The following is an 18,221-nucleotide window of genomic DNA, read 5'->3' on the forward strand; positions in this document are numbered from 1 at the left end:
CCATGCACGTAGAACGTCTGACCTGCAGCATTGGCGCCGAAATCTCAGGGGTGAACCTGGGCGACGCTTCCCGCGACGAGGGCCTGTTCGCCGAGCTGCGCGAGCTGCTGCTCAAGCACAAGGTACTGTTCCTGCGCGACCAGGATATCAGCCGCGCCGAGCACGTGGCCTTCGCCCGCCGCTTCGGTGAACTGGAAGACCACCCGGTGGCCGGCAGCGACCCGGAGCATCCGGGCCTGGTGCGCATCTACAAGACCCCAGACCTGCCCAACGATCGCTACGAGAACGCCTGGCACACAGACGCCACCTGGCGCGAGGCGCCGCCCCTGGGCTGCGTCCTGCGCTGCGTGGAGTGCCCGCCGGTGGGCGGCGACACCATGTGGGCGAACATGGCGCTGGCCTACGACATGCTTCCGGCCGAGATCAAGGAACGTATCGAGAAGCTGCGTGCGCGCCACAGCATCGAAGCCAGTTTCGGCGCGGCGATGCCCATCGAGAAGCGCCTGGCGCTCAAGGCCATGTATCCCGACGCCGAGCACCCGGTGGTGCGCACCCACCCGGAAACCAGGGAGAAGGTGCTGTTCGTCAACGCCTTCACCACCCACTTCACCAACTACCACACCGCGCAGAACGTGCGCTTCGGCCAAGACGCCAATCCCGGCGCCTCGGACCTCCTGCGCTACCTGGTCAGCCAGGTCTACATCCCCGAATTCCAGGTGCGCTGGCGCTGGAAGAAGAACGACGTGGCGATCTGGGACAACCGCTCCACCCAGCACTACGCGGTGATGGACTACCCGCCCTGCGTGCGCCGCATGGAGCGCGCCGGGATCATCGGCGACAAGCCGTTCTGAGCCCTCTTCACAAGAACAATTACGGAGACCGACATGCAATTCTTCGACGATTCGCTGCACCCCGAGAACCAGGAAAAAGTGGTCATCACCACCGCTCCCTACGGCCCTGAATGGATGCCCGAGGACTTCCCCGAAGACATCCCGGTGACCATGGACGAGCAGGTGCAGAAGGCCGTGGACTGCTACGAAGCGGGCGCCACCGTGCTGCATCTGCACGTACGTGAACTCGACGGCAAAGGCTCCAAGCGACTGTCGAAGTTCAACGAGCTGATCGCCGGCGTGCGCGAAGCCGTGCCGGACATGATCATCCAGGTCGGTGGCTCGATTTCCTTCGCCCCGGAAAGCGACGGCGAAGCGGCCAAATGGCTGTCCGACGACACTCGCCATATGCTCGCCGAGCTGACTCCCAAGCCCGACCAGGTAACGGTGGCGATCAACACCACCCAGATGAACATCATGGAGCTGCTCTATCCGGAGTACCTCAAGGGCACCTCCCTGGAAAACCCGCTGTACCAGGCGGCCTACAGCGAGATGACCGTGCCGGCCGGCCCGGCCTGGGTCGAGGAACACCTCAAGCGCCTGCAGGCCTCCGGCATCCAGCCGCACTTCCAGCTCACCGGCATGCATGCCCTGGAAACCCTCGAGCGTCTGGTGCGCAAGGGAGTCTACAAGGGCCCGCTGAACCTGACCTGGATCGGCATTGGCGGCGGCTTCGACGGCCCCAACCCGTTCAACTTCATGAACTTCGTGCACCGCGCACCGGACGGCGCCACCGTCACAGCCGAGTCGCTGCTCAAGAACGTCCTGCCGTTCAACATGATGGCGATGGCCATGGGGCTGCACCCGCGTTGCGGCATCGAGGACACCATCATCGGCCAGCACGGCCAGCGCATGACGTCGGTGGAACAGATCCAGCAGTGCGTCCGCGTCGCCCATGAGCTGGGCCGCGAGGTCGCCAGCGGCAAGGAAGCGCGCGCCATCTACAAGATCGGCGTGCAGTACGACAGCGTGGAAGAAACCCTTCGCATGAACGGCATGGCGCCCAACCGCCAGCCGGGCCAGAAGTCCGTCCCGCTTCGTGCGTGACGGGCCTCGAACCATGATCGTTATGGTTCTGCATGGCGCTCTCCCTCTCCCTAACCCTCTCCCTGAAGGGAGAGGGGACCGTTCGGTGCAGGATGAGACCGTGGCGTCAGCCGGCACGGACCGCTCCCTCTCCCTTCAGGGAGAGGGCGGGGGAGAGGGCCACCCAGTCGCACGGGGCTCGCAGGTTGCAAAGGGGCAGGTGGGGACATCTCCACTTGCCGCTAGGCCAAGGGCTCATCCCCTTGCTCGTACCATCCACAACAAGAATCCACCCACTCACCCGGAGAGCTAGCACCATGGCCATCCACTCCGTCGCCCTGGGCGACATCCCTGCCACTGCGCCCAGCGTGCCGCGCCGCTATGCCTGGGTGGTGTTCGCCCTGACCTTCGGCCTGCTGATTTCCGACTACATGTCGCGCCAGGTGCTCAATGCCGTTTTCCCACTGCTCAAGGTCGAGTGGGCCCTGAGTGACGCACAGCTGGGCTTGCTCAGTGGCATCGTCGCGGTGATGGTCGGCCTGCTGACCTTCCCGCTGTCGCTGCTCGCCGACCGCTGGGGCCGCGTGCGCAGCCTGGCGCTGATGGCCATGCTGTGGAGCCTCGCCACTTTGGGCTGCGCCGTCGCGCAGACCTTCCCGCAGATGTTCGCCGCGCGCTTCTTCGTCGGAGTCGGTGAGGCCGCCTACGGCAGCGTCGGCATCGCCGTGGTGATCTCGGTATTCCCGGCGCACCTGCGCGCCACCCTGACCGGCGCCTTCATGGCCGGCGGCATGTTCGGCTCGGTGCTCGGCATGGGCCTGGGCGGCGTGCTTGCCGCGCACCTGGGCTGGCGCTGGGCCTTTGCCGGCATGGCACTGTTCGGCCTGCTGCTGGCGCTGCTCTATCCGCTGATCGTCAGCGAGAAGCGCATCGCCCCGGTGGCCGCTGCCGAAGCGCCGCGCCAGGCCGGCGGGCGCTCGTTGCGTAGCCTGTTCGGCAGCCGCTCGGTGATCGCCGCCTATCTGGGCAGCGGCCTGCAGCTGTTCGTCGCCGCCGCAGTGATGGTGTGGATTCCCAGTTACCTGAACCGCTACTACCACCTGGACACCGGCAAGGCCGGGCTGATCTCGGCGGTGATCGTGCTGGTCGGCGGCAGCGGCATGGTGCTCTGCGGCATCCTCTGCGACCGCCTGGGTCGCGCCAACCCGCCACGCAAGATCATCCTCGCCATCGGCTTCTGCCTGGTCAGCTGCCTGCTGCTGTCGGTGGCCTTCCACCTGCCGCCGGGTACTGCGCAACTGAGCCTGATCTGCCTGGGAATGCTGGTCGCTGCCGGTACGTCCGGGCCTTCCGGCGCGATGGTTGCCAACCTCACCGCGCCGGCGGTGCACGGCACGGCCTTCGCCACTCTGACACTGGCCAACAATCTGCTGGGTCTGGCCCCCGGCCCGCTGCTCACCGGCGTGCTGGCTGACCATATCGGCCTGGATCGCGCATTCCAGCTCATCCCGTTGGTGAGCATTCTTGCCGCGCTGGTCTTCTTCTACGCCCGGCGCCACTACCACAGCGATATCCGCCGCCTGCGCGGCGAAGAGGAGGGCGTGTGATGCCGGCTCCGTCTCTTAATCTGAGCGTGGACATGACGTTCGACTTCATCTGCCCCTGGTGCCTGATTGGCAAGCGCAACCTCGACGTTGCCCTGCGCCTGCTGGCGCGCCAGCGTCCGGAACTGAACGTGCGGGTGAACTGGCTGGGCCTGCAACTGCTGCCGCAGATTGCCATGGAGGGTGAGCCCTTCGCCGAGTTCTACCAGCGCCGCCTGGGCGGCAAGCGCGCGGTGAAGGCGCGCATGGGTGAAGTGCGGCGGGCGGCGGAGGTGGCGAAAGTCGACCTCGATCTCGAACGCATTCTCACCATGCCCAATACCACCTATGCGCACCGCGTGTTCCAGCGCGCGGTACACGTGGGCAGCGACAGCCAGAAGGAGCAGTTGCTGGAGATGATCTTCCGCGCGCACTTCCAGCTCGGCCAGGACATCGGCAACCGCGACACCCTGCGCCGCCTGCTGCGCGCCTGCGATTTCAATGTGGCCGATTTCGACGAGGTCCTGGCCGATGGCGCGCGCCAGTTCATCGGCCGCCGCGTGGCCCTGGCAGACTCCAGCGTACCGATGTTCCTCCTCGAAGGCCGTGCCTTCGCCTTGGGCGGGCAGAGCCCGGAGCAGCTGCTGGCGGCGCTTTACCGAGCGCTGGAACGACAGCTCCCGGAGGCGATCCCGGCATGAACGGCTTGATCCGTATCCCCGCTGACCGCCTGCCGGCGCGCGGCGGTCGCAGTCTGCTGCACCATGAGAAGGGCATCATCCTGCTCTTTGACGTCGACGGCGAACTGCATGCCATCGACGACCGCTGCCCGCATGCCGGAGCCTCGCTGTTCAGCGGGCGGCTGGATGGCCGCTGGCTGCAGTGCCCGGCCCACGGCCTGCGCTTCGACCTCGCCAGCGGCTGCCCGGCGGGCATCAAGGGCTTCGGCCTGCAGCGATATGCCATCGAATGGCACGCCGACGAGTGTTACGCGGTGATGGCCCGGCAGGAGGTGCCGGCATGACCACGATGACCCTTTCCGCTCTGGGCACCCGCAGCCGCACCTTGCTGCCGGGCCTGCTGGTCAGCGCCATGGTAGCGGCGGCGGCAACCTTTCTTTCCGAGCATTACGGCGCGCCGGTGATGCTCTTCGCGCTACTGCTCGGCCTGGCGATGAACTTCCTCTCCGCCGACAGCGTGTGCAAGGCCGGCATCGAGTTCACCGCCCGCGAGATCCTGCGCCTGGGCGTGGCGCTGCTGGGTATTCGCATCACCTTCGGGCAGATTGCCGAGCTGGGCTGGCAGCCGGTGATCATGGTGGTAGTGCTGGTGACGGTGACCATCCTGGTGTCGATCGCAGCGGCCCGTGCCATGGGCTTCAACTTCCTCTTCGGCCTGCTCACCGGCGGCGCCACCGCCATCTGCGGCGCCTCGGCGGCCCTCGCCCTGGCGGCGGCGCTGCCGGCACACACGCAGAAGGAAAAGGCCACGCTGTTCACCGTTCTCGGCGTGTCGGCGCTGTCGACCCTGGCGATGATTCTCTACCCGATGATCGTCCGCTCGCTGGGCCTGCCGCCGCTGCAGGCGGGGATCTTCCTCGGCGGCACCATCCACGACGTGGCCCAGGTGGTCGGCGCGGGCTACAGCATCTCGAAGGAAGTCGGCGACAGCGCCACGGTAGTCAAGCTGATGCGCGTGGCCATGCTGCTGCCGGTGATCCTCTGCGCGGCGATGATCACCCGCGCCCGTGGCGTTGAACCTGGCGACAAGCGTCCACCGCTGCTGCCGTGGTTTGCCGTGGGTTTTGTGCTGCTGGCGGCGGTGAACAGCACCGGCTACCTGCCCACGTTGGTGGTCGAGGCGGGAGGGAAACTCTCGCAGTGGTGCCTGGTGATCGCCATCGCGGCGCTGGGGATGAAGACCCAGCTCAAGGCGCTGGCGACGGTGGGGATTAAGCCGATCCTGCTGATGCTGGGGGAGACGGCGTTTCTGGCCCTATTGGTGCTGGGGATGTTGAAGGTCGCGGGTTGAACCCGCTGAGCAGGTCTTGAGCCGTAGGGCGCATAACGCGCCAGCGTTATCCGCCCTACGTACTGGCCCGTGGCGAATGTGGATCGCGGACGAAGTCCGCTCCTACGCGCGGTTTGGCTATCGTAGGAGCGGACTCCGTCCGCGATTTTGTTTGTGTGCCTGCCCAGCCTTAGCTTGACCTCAAGCGGGTCACGCCCGCTTCAAGTGCGTTCGCGAGCAAGCTCGCTCCTACAGGGTGGAGATGGTGCGCTCTTTGTAGGAGCGAGCTTGCTCGCGAACCGCACAGCACGAGCCCCGGAGGCGATCACTCCCCCTCCCGGCCCAGATGCTCCTTGCGCCACGCCGCCGGCGACATCCCGTACTGCACGGCGAACCAGCGGGTAAAGGAACTGGGCATCGAATACCCCAGCAGATCGGCGATGCGCCCCAGCGAATAGCGCGGGTTCTCCATGTAGCGCAGCACCAGTTCGCGGCGGACTTCGTTGATCAGATCGGAGAAGGTAACCCCGTTGTCTTCCAGCCGCCGCTGCAGCGTGCGCACGTTCAGCCCCAGCGACTGGGCGATCTGTTCGATGGTCGCGCGGCCCATGGGCAGCAGCAGGTAGATCGACTTGCGCACCTCGTTCAGCGTGCTGCCGTCGGTGGCGCCGGGCAGGGAGTCGACGAAGCTGCGCGCATGCCGCGCCATGGCCGGGTCGGCCATGGGGTTGGCGGCGTCAAGGTCGGCGGCGGGGATGACGATGCCATTGAACTCGCTGCCGAATTCGATCTTGCAGCCGAACAGTCGGCGGTGCACCTGCATGTCTGCCGGGGCGTCGTGGCTGAAGTTGACGCTGACCGGCCGCCAGTGCGGGCCGAGGAGGGCGGCGCAGAGGCGGTAGAGGGTGCCCAGGGCCAGCTCCAGGCCCTGGCGCATGGGCATGGGCGGCACGGTGAGGAGCTCCTCACGCAGGATCGCCATCTTGCCTTCCTGATCCACGTACAGCGCCAGGGATTCGTTGAGCAGGTGGCGGTAGCGGATGATGGTGTCCATCGCCTCGCGCAGCGTCGCCTGGTGTGACAGCAGCAGGCTGATCACGCCGAAGTCGGCGAGCTGGCGCGATTCGGCCATGCGCAGGCCGAAGGTTTCGCAGCCGCTGATGCGCGCCGACTCCTCCAGCAGGGTCACCGCCGTGGCAACGGGAATGCGCTGCTCCGGGTGCTCGAGCATGGATTGGGAAAGGCCCACCGAGCTCAGTTGCTGCTGCGGATTGAGGCCCAGGTGTCGGGCCACTTCCAGATAGTTGGTGAGGGCCGCAATGCGAACCATTGGGGTCATGCGTGAATCGCCTTCTTGTTCTTGTGGTTGCTCCGTGCCGGCAGGGTTCATGGACGCCTGACGACCAGAGTGCACGCTGGCTGGGTCGATGACTTCAGATTCTAGCGACAGCTGTAACCAAGCGTGTACGAAGTTTCACGCTTCGGCCAGTGCTTGCGGCGCTCTGGAATGCACCGTACGTCCCGTCACCCAGGGGCTGCGGCGCAACGGCGGGATATCAGGCTGGCCGGGGCCTGTCATCAAATGCGAAGTGCCTGACGCTCAATGCAAAGCACCGCCACCGGTGCACCTCTACTGTCTGTCCAACAAGTTCGAAATCACCCAAAGGTGAACCGGTGAGCAACAATAAATCTACCACCACCGTCCTCATGGTCCCCGGCCTGCGCGACCACGTCGCCGAGCACTGGCAGACCCTGCTCGAGCAGCGCCTGCCCAATGTGCGCAGCGTACCGCCACTGACCGAGAACAAGCTGGACCTGAACGCCCGCATCGAAGCCATTCAGCGCGAGCTGGAGAGCATCGAAGGCGAGGTGATCCTGGTTGCCCACAGCGCCGGTGTGCTGATGGTCGCTCACTGGGCGGCGCGCTACAGCCGGCCGATCAAGGGCGCACTGCTCGCCACCCCGCCGGACCTGGACGGTGACTGGCCGGCCCATTACCCCAAGCCGACGGTCCTCGCCGAGATGGGCTGGGCGCCGCTGCCACTCGAGCCGCTGCCGTTCCCGACACTGCTGGCGAGCAGCGACAACGACCCGCTGGCAAGCCCCGAGGCCGTACAGCGCATGGCCCGCCACTGGCGCGCCAGCCTGGTGGAGCTGGGCCGTGTCGGCCACCTCAACCCTGCATCGGGCTTTGGCGACTGGCCAGAGGCCGAAGCCCTGATCCAGATGCTGGATAACTGATCCACCACACCTGATTCAACAACCACCCCGGTTCCGGCGTTCGCGCCGGGGCAGGCCCTCGTGCGCCCCGGCGCACGCTCTTCCAGAGCGGAAGAGGGGGCTGCGGGACGGGCCCGGAAAGCGTCCCGACCACAACAAGAAACGGAGCACACGCATGCATCACCAGAGCAATCAGCATCGTCCCCTGCAGCGCTGCCTGCTGGCGACCGCAGTCCTCGCCGCCATGGCCGGCCAGCCCCTGCAGGCCTTCGAGCTGGACACCGGCAATCCGGACCTGTCGATCCGCTTCGACAACACCGTCAAGCTCAGCTACGGGCAGCGGGTCGAATCGCCCAACAGCAAGATCGCCGGCACCGCCAACACCAACGACGGCGACCGCAACTTCTCCTCCGGCACTCCGGTGACCCAGCGCTTCGACCTGCTCAGCGAGCTGGACTTCGTCTACCGCGACAGCATGGGCTTCCGCCTTTCCGCCGCTGGCTGGTACGACCATGCCTACGATGATGTCGGCGCGGACAACCCGTTCCCCGGCCAGAAAGGCAACGCCGGGCACCTGGTTACCCGCAACGGCACGGTGGTTTCCCCGCGCGGTGCACAGCCGTCCACCCACGGCCTGAGCAACTTCGCCGACCGCTATTACAACGGTCCCTCCGGCGAGCTGCTCGATGCCTTCGTCTTCGCCAGCCACCAGGTAGGCGACGACATGCAGCTCAGCGGCAAGCTCGGCCGCCACACCATCTACTGGGGCGAAACCCTGTTCAGCGCCGCCAACGGCATCAACTACGGCCAATCGGCCCTGGACCTGGGCAAGCTGTACAACGTGCCCGGTACCGAGGCCAAAGAGCTGTTCATGCCGCGCAACCAGCTGTCCGCCTCGTTGACGGTGAACCCCGAGCTGACCCTGGCCGCGCAGTACTTCCTCGAGTTCGAGAACTCGCGCTTCCCCGAAGGCGGCACCTACATGGGCCCCTACGACATGCTCAACGACGGCGGCAACGTCTTCTGGCTGCCGCTGCCCGCGCAGAACGCCTTCTACGGCGCGCCGCGCGGCCATGACCGCAAGCCTGACAACACCGGCGACTTCGGCCTGATGGCCAAGTGGAGCCCGGAATGGCTCGACGGCACCCTGGGCTTCTACTACCGCAACACCTCCGACACCCTGCCGGCCGTGCTGGTGGACGCGCCGAACCTGCACAAGCCCGGTCTCGCCGGCCTGCCGGGGATGAACTACATCACCGCCTACGCCGACGACATCGATATCTACGGCATCAGCTTGTCGAAGGAGATTGGCGGCGTCAGCGTCGGCATGGACCTCAACTACCGCGAGAACATGCCGCTGGCGAGCAACTTCACCACCGTCAACTCGGCGCTCTACGCGGCGGCACAGGCAGGCCGCATCAACGGCGCCAACCTGATCGGCGAGCTGCCCAGTGACGGCGACACGGGCCTGGCTCGCGGCAAGACCTTCCATGTCGTGCTCAACGGCCTGGTGACCTTCGGCGCCACCCCGCTGTGGGATGCCTCGTCCCTGGCCGTGGAAGGCACCCTGACGCACCTGGTCGATGTCACCGAAGGCGAGCAGACCTTCAAGGGTGACTCCAGCTACCGCGGTGTCGACAAGGTCACCACCAACGCCTACGCCATGTCCGCCAACTTCACCCCGACCTGGTACCAGGCCTTCCCCGGTGTCGACCTGTCCATGCCCATGTCCTACAACGTCGGCCTGCACGGCAACTCGGCGGTGCAACTGGGCGGCAACGAAGACGCCGGCAGCTACTCGGTCGGCGTGGCCGCGGACTTCCACCAGAAGTACCGCCTGGACCTGAAATACGTCGATGCCTTCGGCCCCTTCGATACCTGCGAGAGCGGCCGCGACAACAACACCCCCGGCGCCAACGGCCAGTACCAGTGCATTCCCGGCCAGATCACCTCGCAAGGCGGCCTCGCGCCCCTGCTGAAGGACCGCGGCATGGTCACCGCCTCCCTGAAGGCCACTTTCTGATTTCACCCCAGGCTTCGATATTGAAGCAGGAGAAACACAGCATGAACTTCAAGCCCACCCTGATCGCCACCGCCCTCGGCCTGACCCTCTGCGGTCTGGCCCAGGCCGCTGTTTCCCCGCAGGACGCCGCCCAGCTGGGCAGCACCCTGACCCTGATCGGCGCCGAGAAAGCCGCCAGCAGCGACGGCTCGATTCCCGCCTATGCCGGCGGCCTGACCACCGCCCCGGCCAGCTTCAAGGCGGGCGACAGCATGCGTCCGGACCCGTTCGCCAGCGACAAACCGGTGCTGGTGATCGACGGCAAGAACGTCGACCAGTACAAGAACGAACTGTCCGCCACCACCGTCGAGCTGGCCAAGCGTTATCCGACCTTCCGTGTGGACGTCTACCCGACGCACCGCAGCGCCGCGCTGCCGGATACCGTGCTGGAGAACAGCAGGAAGAACGCCGTCACTGCCCAGTCCCTGGAGGGCGGCACCGCCATCGACAACGCGTTGCCGGGTGTGCCGTTCCCGATTCCGAAGACCGGCGCCGAGGCGATGTGGAACTTCCTGCTGCGCTACCAGGGCGTGAACATCAAGGCCAAGTACGACTCCTGGAACGTCGACGCTTCCGGCAGCGCCAACCTTGCCACCACCGGCCAGGCCTTCATCAACTACCCGGTGTACGAAGACCTCACCCAGCCGGTAAAAGGCTCCGAGGTCTACTACCAGATGAAGCTGTACTACAGCGGCCCGGCGCGCCGCGCCGGCGAGGCGATGATGCTCAAGGACGCCGCCAACCCGCTGCAGCAGCCGCGCCGCGCCTGGCAGTACCTGCCTGGCCAGCGCCGTGTGAAGCTGGCGCCGAACCTCGCCTACGACACCCCGAACCCCGGCATGGCCGGCGCCGGCACCTACGACGACGTGTTCGTCTTCAACGGTGCGCTGGACCGCTACGACTGGAAGCTGGTGGGCAAGCAGGAAATGATCGTGCCCTACAACACCTACCGCCTGACCTATGCCAGCGACATCAAGCCGGTGGTCACGCCCAATCACCTGTCGCCGGACTACGTGCGCTGGGAGAAACACCGCGTGTGGGTCGTCGAAGGCACCCTGAAATCCGGCGCGCGGCACATCTACGCCAAGCGTCGCTTCTACCTCGACGAAGACAGCTGGGTGGCCCTGGCCTCCGACCAGTACGACGCCCGTGGCCAGCTCTATCGCGGCTCCTTCGCCTTCCTCAGCCAGAGCTACGACAAGCGTATCCCGGACGCCACGCCGTTCATGATCTACGACCTGACTGCCGGCTCGTACAACATCAATGGCGTCGTCGGTCCGTACGGCGGCATCAGCTACATCGACCCGCTGGCCAAGACCCAGTGGTCCCCCGAGGCGCTGGCCGGCAGCGGCATTCGCTGACCGTGGGCGGCGGCTCCCGCTGGAGCCGCCGCTGTTCTACCCGAGGAAAGCACCATGCAGATCCCCTTCAAGCGCCTGATGCTCCTGGGCGCCTTGCTGCTGGCTGGCGCTACCCAGGCTGGTGAGAACGCCGACAGCTTCGTCGACGTGCTTGACCTGCCGGCGGCGCACAGCAAAACCCCCAGCCGCGTGCCGCTGCTGGCCGTCACCCGCGTCGACAAGCGCCTGGTGAGCGTGGGCCAGCGCGGCCACATCCTCTATTCCGATGACGGCGGCACCAGCTGGCTGCAGGCCGAGGTGCCGGTCAGCTCGGACCTCACTGCCGTACGCTTCCCCACGCCGCGGGACGGCTGGGCGGTCGGGCACGATGGCGTGGTCCTGCACAGCGCCGATGGCGGGGTGCACTGGCAACGTCAACTCGATGGCCGGCAGATCGGCCAGCTGATGATCGATTACTACAACGCCCATCCGCAGCCGGACAACGCCACGTGGCTCGATCAGGCCCAGCGGCTGAAGGAGGAGGGCGCCGACAAGCCGTTCCTCGACCTGTGGTTCCGCGACGCCAACGAAGGCTTCGTGGTCGGCGCTTTCAACCTGATCCTGCATACCCGCGACGGGGGGAAGAGTTGGGAGCCCTGGAACCACCGCATCGACAACCCCCAGGCGTTGCACCTGACCGCCATGGCCGCCAGCGGTGATGACCTGTATGTCGTCGGCGAGCAGGGGCTGCTGTTGCGCCTTTCCCATCAACAGGAGGGCCAACAGGAGCGCTTCGTCGCCCTGCAGTCGCCCTACGCTGGCAGCTTCTTCGGCGTTGTCGCGCGGCCCGGCCTGGTGTTCGCCTACGGCCTGCGCGGTCACGCAATCCGCAGCCTTGATGGCGGCGAAAACTGGAGCGCAGTGGATACCGGCCTGCCGGTCAGCCTGACCGCCGCCAGCTTCGACGCCAACGGCCGGCTGTACCTGTTCAGTCAGGCCGGCCAGGGCCTGGTCAGCGATGACAGCGGCGCCAGCTTCAAAGCGCTCGATCTGGCCGAGCGCCTGCCTGTCAGCGGCGCCGTGGCCGGTCCCGCTCGGCTGCTGCTGGTCGGTGCCCGTGGCATCCGCGAGAACGCGATGCCGGTGCGCTGAGCGCACCGGTGTTCCACCCGTTCAAGAACCATAAGAACAAGAGATAGAGAGACAGCCTCATGGTCGACCTGAAGCAAGGCGAGATGCCTGTAGTCCGCGAACTGCGGGACTTTGACACCCACAGCGGCAACCTGCTGGAGCGCCTGGTGTTCAACCACCGCGCGCTGTTCATCGCCCTGATCGCGCTGGTCACCCTGGTGCTGGGCTACATGGCTGTGACCCGCCTGGAAATGCGCCCGGCCTTTGAGAAGATGATCCCCCACGGCGATCCCTACATCCGCAATTACCTGGACAACCGCGCCGCATTGCGCGGCCTGGGCAACTCGGTGCGGGTGGTGGTGGAGAACCCCAATGGCGACATCTTCGACCCGGCCTACCTCTCCAGCCTGCGGCAGATCAGTGACCAGCTGTTCCTCAGCCACGGCGTCGACCGCGCCTGGATGAAGTCGCTGTGGTCGCCGGCGGTGCGCTGGACCGAAGTCACCGAGGAAGGTTTCCAGGGCGGCCCGGTGATGCCCGACGGCTACGACGGCAAGCCCGAGGCCATCGGGCAATTGCGCCAGAACATCGCCCGCGCCGGCATTGTCGGCAGCCTGGTGGGCAACGACTTTCGCTCCAGCATGCTGGTGGTGCCGTTGCTCGACCGCGACTCGGCCACCGGCAAGGGCATCGACTACCGCGAATTCTCGCGCGCCCTCGACGACCTGCGGCTGAAGTACGAATACCTGGGCGACGCCCGTGCGTTCGCCGCCGGCGAGGAGGGCAAGGGCCCGGTGCGCCTGCATGTGATCGGATTCGCCAAGCTGGTGGGTGACCTGATCGACGGCCTGGTGCGGGTAATGCTGTTCTTCGGCCTGGCGGTGGTCACCGCCTTCGTCATCATCTTCTTCTACACCCGCTGCCTGCGCAGCAGCCTGCTGGTGATCGGCTGCTCGCTGCTGGCGGTGGTCTGGCAGCTCGGCCTGGTGGCCTGGCTGGGCTACGCGCTGGACCCGTATTCGATCCTGGTGCCGTTCCTGATCTTCGCCATCGGCGTGTCCCACGCCACCCAGAAGATGAACGGCATCATGCAGGACATCGGTCGTGGCACCCACAAGCAGGTGGCGGCACGCAATACCTTCCGCCGCCTGTTCCTGGCCGGTGTCACCGCGCTGCTGTCGGATGCCGTGGGCTTCGCCGTGCTGATGCTGATCGATATCCCGGTGATTCAGGACCTGGCGATTGCCGCCAGCATCGGCGTCGCCGTGCTGATCTTCACTTCGCTGCTGATGATGCCGGTGGCGCTGTCCTACGTTGGAGTCAGCCAGCGCGCGGCAGAGCGTGCCCTGCGCGAGGAGCGCCAGGTGGATCGCCAGCAGGGCCTCGGCAAATTGTGGGCGTTGCTCGATCACTTCACCGAGCGGCGCTGGGCGACTATCGCCGTGGTCGTGGCGGCGCTGCTGGGCGCCGGCGGCCTGCTGGTCAGCCAGCACCTGCAGATCGGCGACCTCGACGCCGGCGCACCGGAGCTGCGCGCCGACTCGCGCTACAACCGCGACAACGCCTATATCACCAGCCATTACGCGCTCTCCAGCGACCTCTTCGCGGTGATGGTGAAGACTGCGCCGGAAGGCTGCCTGAACTACCGCACGCTGATCCTTGCCGACCGCCTGGGCTGGGCGCTGCAACAGCACGAGGGCGTGCAGGCGACGACCTCGTTGGTGAACGCGGTACGCCAGATCACCGCCGGCACCTACGAGGGCAATCCCAAGTTCGCCAGCCTGCAGCGCAACCAGGACGTACTCAACTACGCCGCCCAACAGGCTTCGGTGAACACTCCGGAGCTGTTCAACACCGAATGCTCGCTGATGCCGGTGATCGCCTTCCTCAAGGACCACAAGGCGCAGACCCTCGACGAAGTGGCCGGCATCGCCGAAAACTTTGCCCGCGCCAACAGCACGCCGGACCGCCAGTTCCTGCTCGCCGCCGGCAGCGCCGGGATCGAGGCCGCCACCAACCGCGTGGTGCGCGAGGCCAACCACCGCATGTTGTTGTACGTCTATGCGGCGGTGGGCATCTTCTGCCTGATCACCTTCCGCAGCTGGCGCGCAACCCTGGTGGCGTTGCTGCCGCTGGTGCTCACCTCGATCCTCTGCGAGGCGCTGATGGTGATGATGGGCATCGGCGTGAAGGTCGCCACGCTGCCGGTGATCGCGTTGGGCGTGGGGATTGGCGTGGACTACGCGCTCTACCTGCTCAGCGTGCAACTGCAATTGCAGCGGGCCGGGCTGCCGTTGTCGGTGGCCTACCAGCAGGCGGTCGCCTTCACCGGCAAGGTTGTGGCGCTGGTCGGCGTGACCCTGGCGGCAGGCGTCATTACCTGGGCCTGGTCGCCGATCAAGTTCCAGGCGGACATGGGCATCCTGCTGACCTTCATGTTCCTCTGGAACATGCTCGGGGCGTTGATCCTGATTCCGGCGCTGTCGCATTTCCTGCTCGGTGGCAGGAAGCTCTGAGGACGTAGTCACCCCGCAGCGGGGCATTGTTCGCGAGCAAGCTCGCTCCTACAGGGTGCGTCATGGTGCTCTTCGTAGGAGCGAGCTTGCTCGCGAACGCCCAACGCGGACCTTGCCGGATAGCCTCCAACGTAGGATGGGTTACTCCTCACGCTCCGGCGAAAGGCAAACCCTCATCAATCAAACGCCGGAATCGCCTCCAGCTCATGCAGCAGCCAGTCGGCGAACTCCCGCGCCAACGCCTGGTTGCCGTGGGGCGGGATGATCAGGAAGTACGGATGAGGCGCCGGGAAGTCGATGTCGAACAGACGCACCAGGCGGCCTTCGGCCAGTTCCTCGCCAGCCAGGATATGGTCGCTGATGGTCACGCCGCCGCCGGCCAGTGCGGCGCGGATGGTCAGGTAGGCGTCGGGCAGGAAGACGTTCTGCCGTGCCTGCAAGCCGGGCACCCCGGCGGCCAGGAAGTAGCGGCTCCAGTCGAAACCATCGTCCTCGTGCAATAGCACCTGGCGCGCCAGGTCGCGCGGTTTGCGCAGATGCTCCTGGGTGTTGAGCAGACGCGGGCTGCACACCGGGAAATAGCGGATGTCGCCCAGCGCGGCGAAGCGCTGGCCCTCGATGTGCGTCTCGCCGAAGGAAATCACCATGTCCACCTGGCCCAGGTCGCTGCTCATCGGCAGCAGGTGCAGGGCGACTTCCTGATAGTTGCGCAGGAATTTCTCCAGCAGCGACGACACCCGCGCCAGCAATGCAGGAGCGCAGGCGATGCGCAGTTCGCCGGCGGGTTCCTCGCTGGGCAGGGCGCGGCGAATGTCGCGTAGCTGGTCGAAGGCACTGCTGATCTGCTGGCTCAGCTGGCGCCCGGCGGCGGTCAGTTTCACGCCCTTGCCCTGGCGCTCCACGAGCGCCATGCCCAGCTCTTCTTCCAGCTTCTTCACCTGGTGGCTGACCGCCCCGTGAGTGACGTGCAGCTCCAGCGCCGCACGGCTGATGCTGCCTTGCCGGACCAGTGCCTCGAAAGCGCGCAGAGCGATGAGGGAGGGCATTCGGAACGCACTGTTCTGACGCATGGAGGACCTTTTTGTGTGAATTTGACTAACGATTCAGATGGAAATCTATTGAATTGTCGTTAGTTAAATTTGCACAGAAGATGTCCCCAAGCCAACACCCAATCACAAGAACAAACGGCTGGAGACCCGCCATGCAGCATTTCGTCGACTTGCTCGGCCTGGGCAAGCGCTACGGCAACCTGCAGGTCCTGAGCGACCTCAGCCTGAGCATTCGCCAGGGCGAATTCCTCACGCTGCTCGGCCCTTCGGGCTCGGGCAAGAGCACCACGCTGATGATGCTTGCCGGCTTCGTCGAGCCCAGCGAAGGGCATATCGAGATGGACGGCCGCAACATCACCCAGCTGTCGCCGGACCAGCGCGATTTCGGCGTGGTGTTCCAGGGCTACGCGCTGTTCCCGCACATGAGCGTGGCGCAGAACGTGGCCTACCCGCTACGCATCCGCAAGGTGCCGGGCGCGGAGATCGAGCGCCGGGTGGCGGACGTGCTGGAGCGCGTCGGGCTGGCCGGTATGGGCAATCGCGGTATCGCCCAGCTCTCCGGTGGCCAGCAGCAACGTGTCGCGCTGGCCCGTGCATTGGTGTTCAAGCCCAAACTCCTGCTCCTCGACGAGCCGCTGTCCGCCCTCGACCGCCGTCTGCGCCAGGAAATGCAGGGCGAGCTGGCGCGCATGCACAAGGACTTCGGCACCACCTTCGTCTTCGTCACCCACGACCAGGAGGAAGCGCTGGCGCTGTCCGACCGCATCGCCGTGTTCAACAAGGGCCGCCTGGAGCAGGTCGGCACACCGCGCGAGGTATACGAACGTCCGGCCAGCCGCTTCGTCGCCAACTTCCTCGGCGATACCAATCTGCTGGAGGTCGGCGTGGTGGGCCGCGAGGCAGAAGCCATGCTCTGTGATTTTCGCGGCCAGCACCTGCGCGTGGCCCACTCGGCCCAGGCGAGCCAGGGCGGCAAGAGCTGGCTGGCAGTGCGCCCGGAGCACATCGACCTGCGCCCGCTGCAGGACGTTGGCCGCGACAACGGCCTCTGCGCCACCGTCGGCAACGCCACTTACCAGGGGGCCCACGTCAACCTCGAACTGACCCTGGAGCAGGGCGAGCGCCTCGACCTGCGCCTGCCGGTCGCGCACCCGCTGCTGGCCGATCTGCGCAGCGGCCAGCGCTACTGGTGCAGCTGGTCGCCGCAGCACTGCCACCTGTTGTCCGCCTGACACACGCATAACGAAAACAAACGATCGGGGAGCAATCACAATGAAAGAACGCCAAGGCTTCATCGAAGACGCCATCGAAATCGCCGCCGAGAAAAGCGAGCGCGCCGGCATCAGCCGTCGCGATTTCAACCGCAGCCTGCTGCTGCTCGCCGCCGCCAGTGCCTTGCCATTCGGCTCCGGCAGCCGTGCCTTCGCTGCTGGCGGCAACCTGGTGCTGGCCAACTGGGGCGGCGATGCGGTGCCGGCTTTCGAAAAGAGCTTCGGCGGCTTCGACCAGGCGTCCGGCCTTACCCTGAAAGTGGACGGCAGCGGCCCCACCGAGGGCGCGCTGAAGACCCAGGTCAGCAGCGGCGCGGTGCGCTGGGACGTATGCGACGGCGAGATGTATTCGTCCTATCGACTGGGCAAGGACAAGTTCCTCGCGCCCATCGATTTCGGCATCGTCGACAAGTCGTTGATCGGCTACGGCGACGTGCATGATTTCGGCCTCGCCAACTACACCTACAGCTACGTGATCGGCTACGACCATGAGCAGTTCGGCAAGAACCCGCCCAAGTCCTGGGCCGACTTCTGGGACGTGAAGAAGTACCCGGGCAAACGCACCCTCTACAAATGGATGAGCGCCAACCTCGAATGCGCGCTGCTGGCCGACGGTGTGCCGCCGGAGCAGCTCTACCCGCTGGATGTGGACCGCGCCCTGCGCAAGATCGAGGAACTGTTGCCGCACATCGCCACCCACTGGTCCACCGGCGCCGAGTCGCAGCAGCTGATCCGCGATGGCGAGGTGAGCATGGCGCAGATGTGGCACACCCGCGCCGAGCTGGTGAAGAACGACACTGGCGGCAAGATCGACTGGGGCTTCGACGGCGGCATCGTCTCGCCTTCGGTGTGGATGGTGCCCAAGGGCAACCCGGCCGGCGCCAAGGCGGCCATGGAGTTCATCGCCTACGCATTGCGCCCGGAGGTCCAGGCCAAGCTCATGGAGGTCTACAACATGGGCCCGGTGAACCTCAAGGCCAACGACCTGCTCAGCGCCCAGCTGCAGGCGATCAACCCCACCGCGCCGGACAACCTGAAGAAGCAGGTGTCGCTGAACAACAAGTGGCACGCCGAACACTACGGTGAAACCCTGGAGCGCTACCTCGCGCTGATCGGTGGCTGA

The 18,221-nt window shown here is 66.0% G+C and carries 15 protein-coding genes; 13 read left to right on the plus strand and 2 right to left on the minus strand.

Features of this window, described 5'->3' with window-relative positions; all coding sequences use genetic code 11:
* Positions 1-2: 2 nt before the first annotated feature.
* The 6 genes from ACNFH5_RS26320 to ACNFH5_RS26345 all read left to right on the plus strand — a co-directional run bounded on the left by ACNFH5_RS26320 (position 3) and on the right by ACNFH5_RS26345 (position 5,530).
* A complete protein-coding gene (locus ACNFH5_RS26320; RefSeq protein WP_416751177.1) occupies positions 3-851 on the plus strand; it encodes a TauD/TfdA dioxygenase family protein in 849 nt (282 codons plus the stop codon).
* Positions 852-884: 33 nt separating this feature from the next.
* Complete coding sequence (locus ACNFH5_RS26325) at positions 885-1,937, plus strand: 3-keto-5-aminohexanoate cleavage protein (RefSeq protein ID WP_169939312.1); 1,053 nt, start codon at positions 885-887, stop codon at positions 1,935-1,937.
* 296 nt (positions 1,938-2,233) lie between these two features.
* Positions 2,234-3,523, plus strand: coding sequence for an MFS transporter (locus ACNFH5_RS26330; RefSeq protein ID WP_416751180.1), 1,290 nt, complete (start codon positions 2,234-2,236; stop codon positions 3,521-3,523).
* Positions 3,524-3,555: 32 nt separating this feature from the next.
* Positions 3,556-4,200, plus strand: a complete 645-nt coding sequence (locus ACNFH5_RS26335) for a DsbA family protein (protein WP_416751182.1) — start codon at positions 3,556-3,558, stop codon at positions 4,198-4,200.
* Entirely contained in the window at positions 4,197-4,523 is a 327-nt protein-coding gene (locus tag ACNFH5_RS26340; protein WP_416751184.1) for a Rieske (2Fe-2S) protein, read from the plus strand. The genes ACNFH5_RS26335 and ACNFH5_RS26340 overlap by 4 nt, the downstream gene beginning before the upstream one ends.
* Positions 4,520-5,530 (plus strand): YeiH family protein, encoded by a 1,011-nt coding sequence (locus ACNFH5_RS26345; RefSeq protein ID WP_416751186.1) that lies wholly within the window; start codon positions 4,520-4,522, stop codon positions 5,528-5,530. The genes ACNFH5_RS26340 and ACNFH5_RS26345 overlap by 4 nt, the downstream gene beginning before the upstream one ends.
* 304 nt (positions 5,531-5,834) lie before the next feature.
* On the opposite strand, the gene ACNFH5_RS26350 is transcribed toward ACNFH5_RS26345, so the two are convergent.
* Positions 5,835-6,839: an AraC family transcriptional regulator gene (locus ACNFH5_RS26350; RefSeq protein ID WP_416751302.1), complete on the minus strand. Its 1,005-nt coding sequence runs from the start codon at positions 6,837-6,839 to the stop codon at positions 5,835-5,837.
* A gap of 377 nt (positions 6,840-7,216) precedes the next feature.
* Here ACNFH5_RS26350 and ACNFH5_RS26355 point away from each other — a divergent pair, with 377 nt between their 5' ends.
* The 5 genes from ACNFH5_RS26355 to ACNFH5_RS26375 all read left to right on the plus strand — a co-directional run bounded on the left by ACNFH5_RS26355 (position 7,217) and on the right by ACNFH5_RS26375 (position 14,778).
* Positions 7,217-7,750, plus strand: a complete 534-nt coding sequence (locus ACNFH5_RS26355) for an RBBP9/YdeN family alpha/beta hydrolase (RefSeq protein ID WP_416751304.1) — start codon at positions 7,217-7,219, stop codon at positions 7,748-7,750.
* Between the two features lie 154 nt (positions 7,751-7,904).
* Positions 7,905-9,752, plus strand: a complete 1,848-nt coding sequence (locus ACNFH5_RS26360; RefSeq protein ID WP_416751188.1) for a DUF1302 domain-containing protein — start codon at positions 7,905-7,907, stop codon at positions 9,750-9,752.
* A gap of 41 nt (positions 9,753-9,793) precedes the next feature.
* On the plus strand, positions 9,794-11,152 hold the full coding sequence (locus ACNFH5_RS26365; RefSeq protein WP_416751190.1) for a DUF1329 domain-containing protein: 1,359 nt from the start codon (positions 9,794-9,796) through the stop codon (positions 11,150-11,152).
* A gap of 54 nt (positions 11,153-11,206) precedes the next feature.
* Positions 11,207-12,283, plus strand: a complete 1,077-nt coding sequence (locus ACNFH5_RS26370) for a WD40/YVTN/BNR-like repeat-containing protein (protein WP_416751192.1) — start codon at positions 11,207-11,209, stop codon at positions 12,281-12,283.
* Between the two features lie 59 nt (positions 12,284-12,342).
* Positions 12,343-14,778 (plus strand): efflux RND transporter permease subunit, encoded by a 2,436-nt coding sequence (locus tag ACNFH5_RS26375; protein WP_416751194.1) that lies wholly within the window; start codon positions 12,343-12,345, stop codon positions 14,776-14,778.
* 176 nt (positions 14,779-14,954) lie between these two features.
* Here ACNFH5_RS26375 and ACNFH5_RS26380 read toward each other — a convergent pair whose 3' ends face one another.
* Complete coding sequence (locus ACNFH5_RS26380; RefSeq protein WP_045207678.1) at positions 14,955-15,824, minus strand: LysR substrate-binding domain-containing protein; 870 nt, start codon at positions 15,822-15,824, stop codon at positions 14,955-14,957.
* A 155-nt stretch (positions 15,825-15,979) separates the two neighbouring features.
* On the opposite strand from ACNFH5_RS26380, the gene ACNFH5_RS26385 reads away from it, so the two are divergent.
* Together ACNFH5_RS26385 and ACNFH5_RS26390 are read left to right on the plus strand one after the other, a co-directional pair.
* Positions 15,980-17,059: an ABC transporter ATP-binding protein gene (locus tag ACNFH5_RS26385; protein ID WP_416751197.1), complete on the plus strand. Its 1,080-nt coding sequence runs from the start codon at positions 15,980-15,982 to the stop codon at positions 17,057-17,059.
* 40 nt (positions 17,060-17,099) lie between these two features.
* The gene (locus ACNFH5_RS26390; RefSeq protein ID WP_416751199.1) at positions 17,100-18,221 is read left to right on the plus strand and encodes an ABC transporter substrate-binding protein; all 1,122 of its coding nucleotides are present in this window, start codon (positions 17,100-17,102) and stop codon (positions 18,219-18,221) included.

The organism is Pseudomonas sp. NY15435 (genome assembly GCF_048068295.1).
Classification (GTDB): Bacteria; Pseudomonadota; Gammaproteobacteria; order Pseudomonadales; family Pseudomonadaceae; genus Pseudomonas.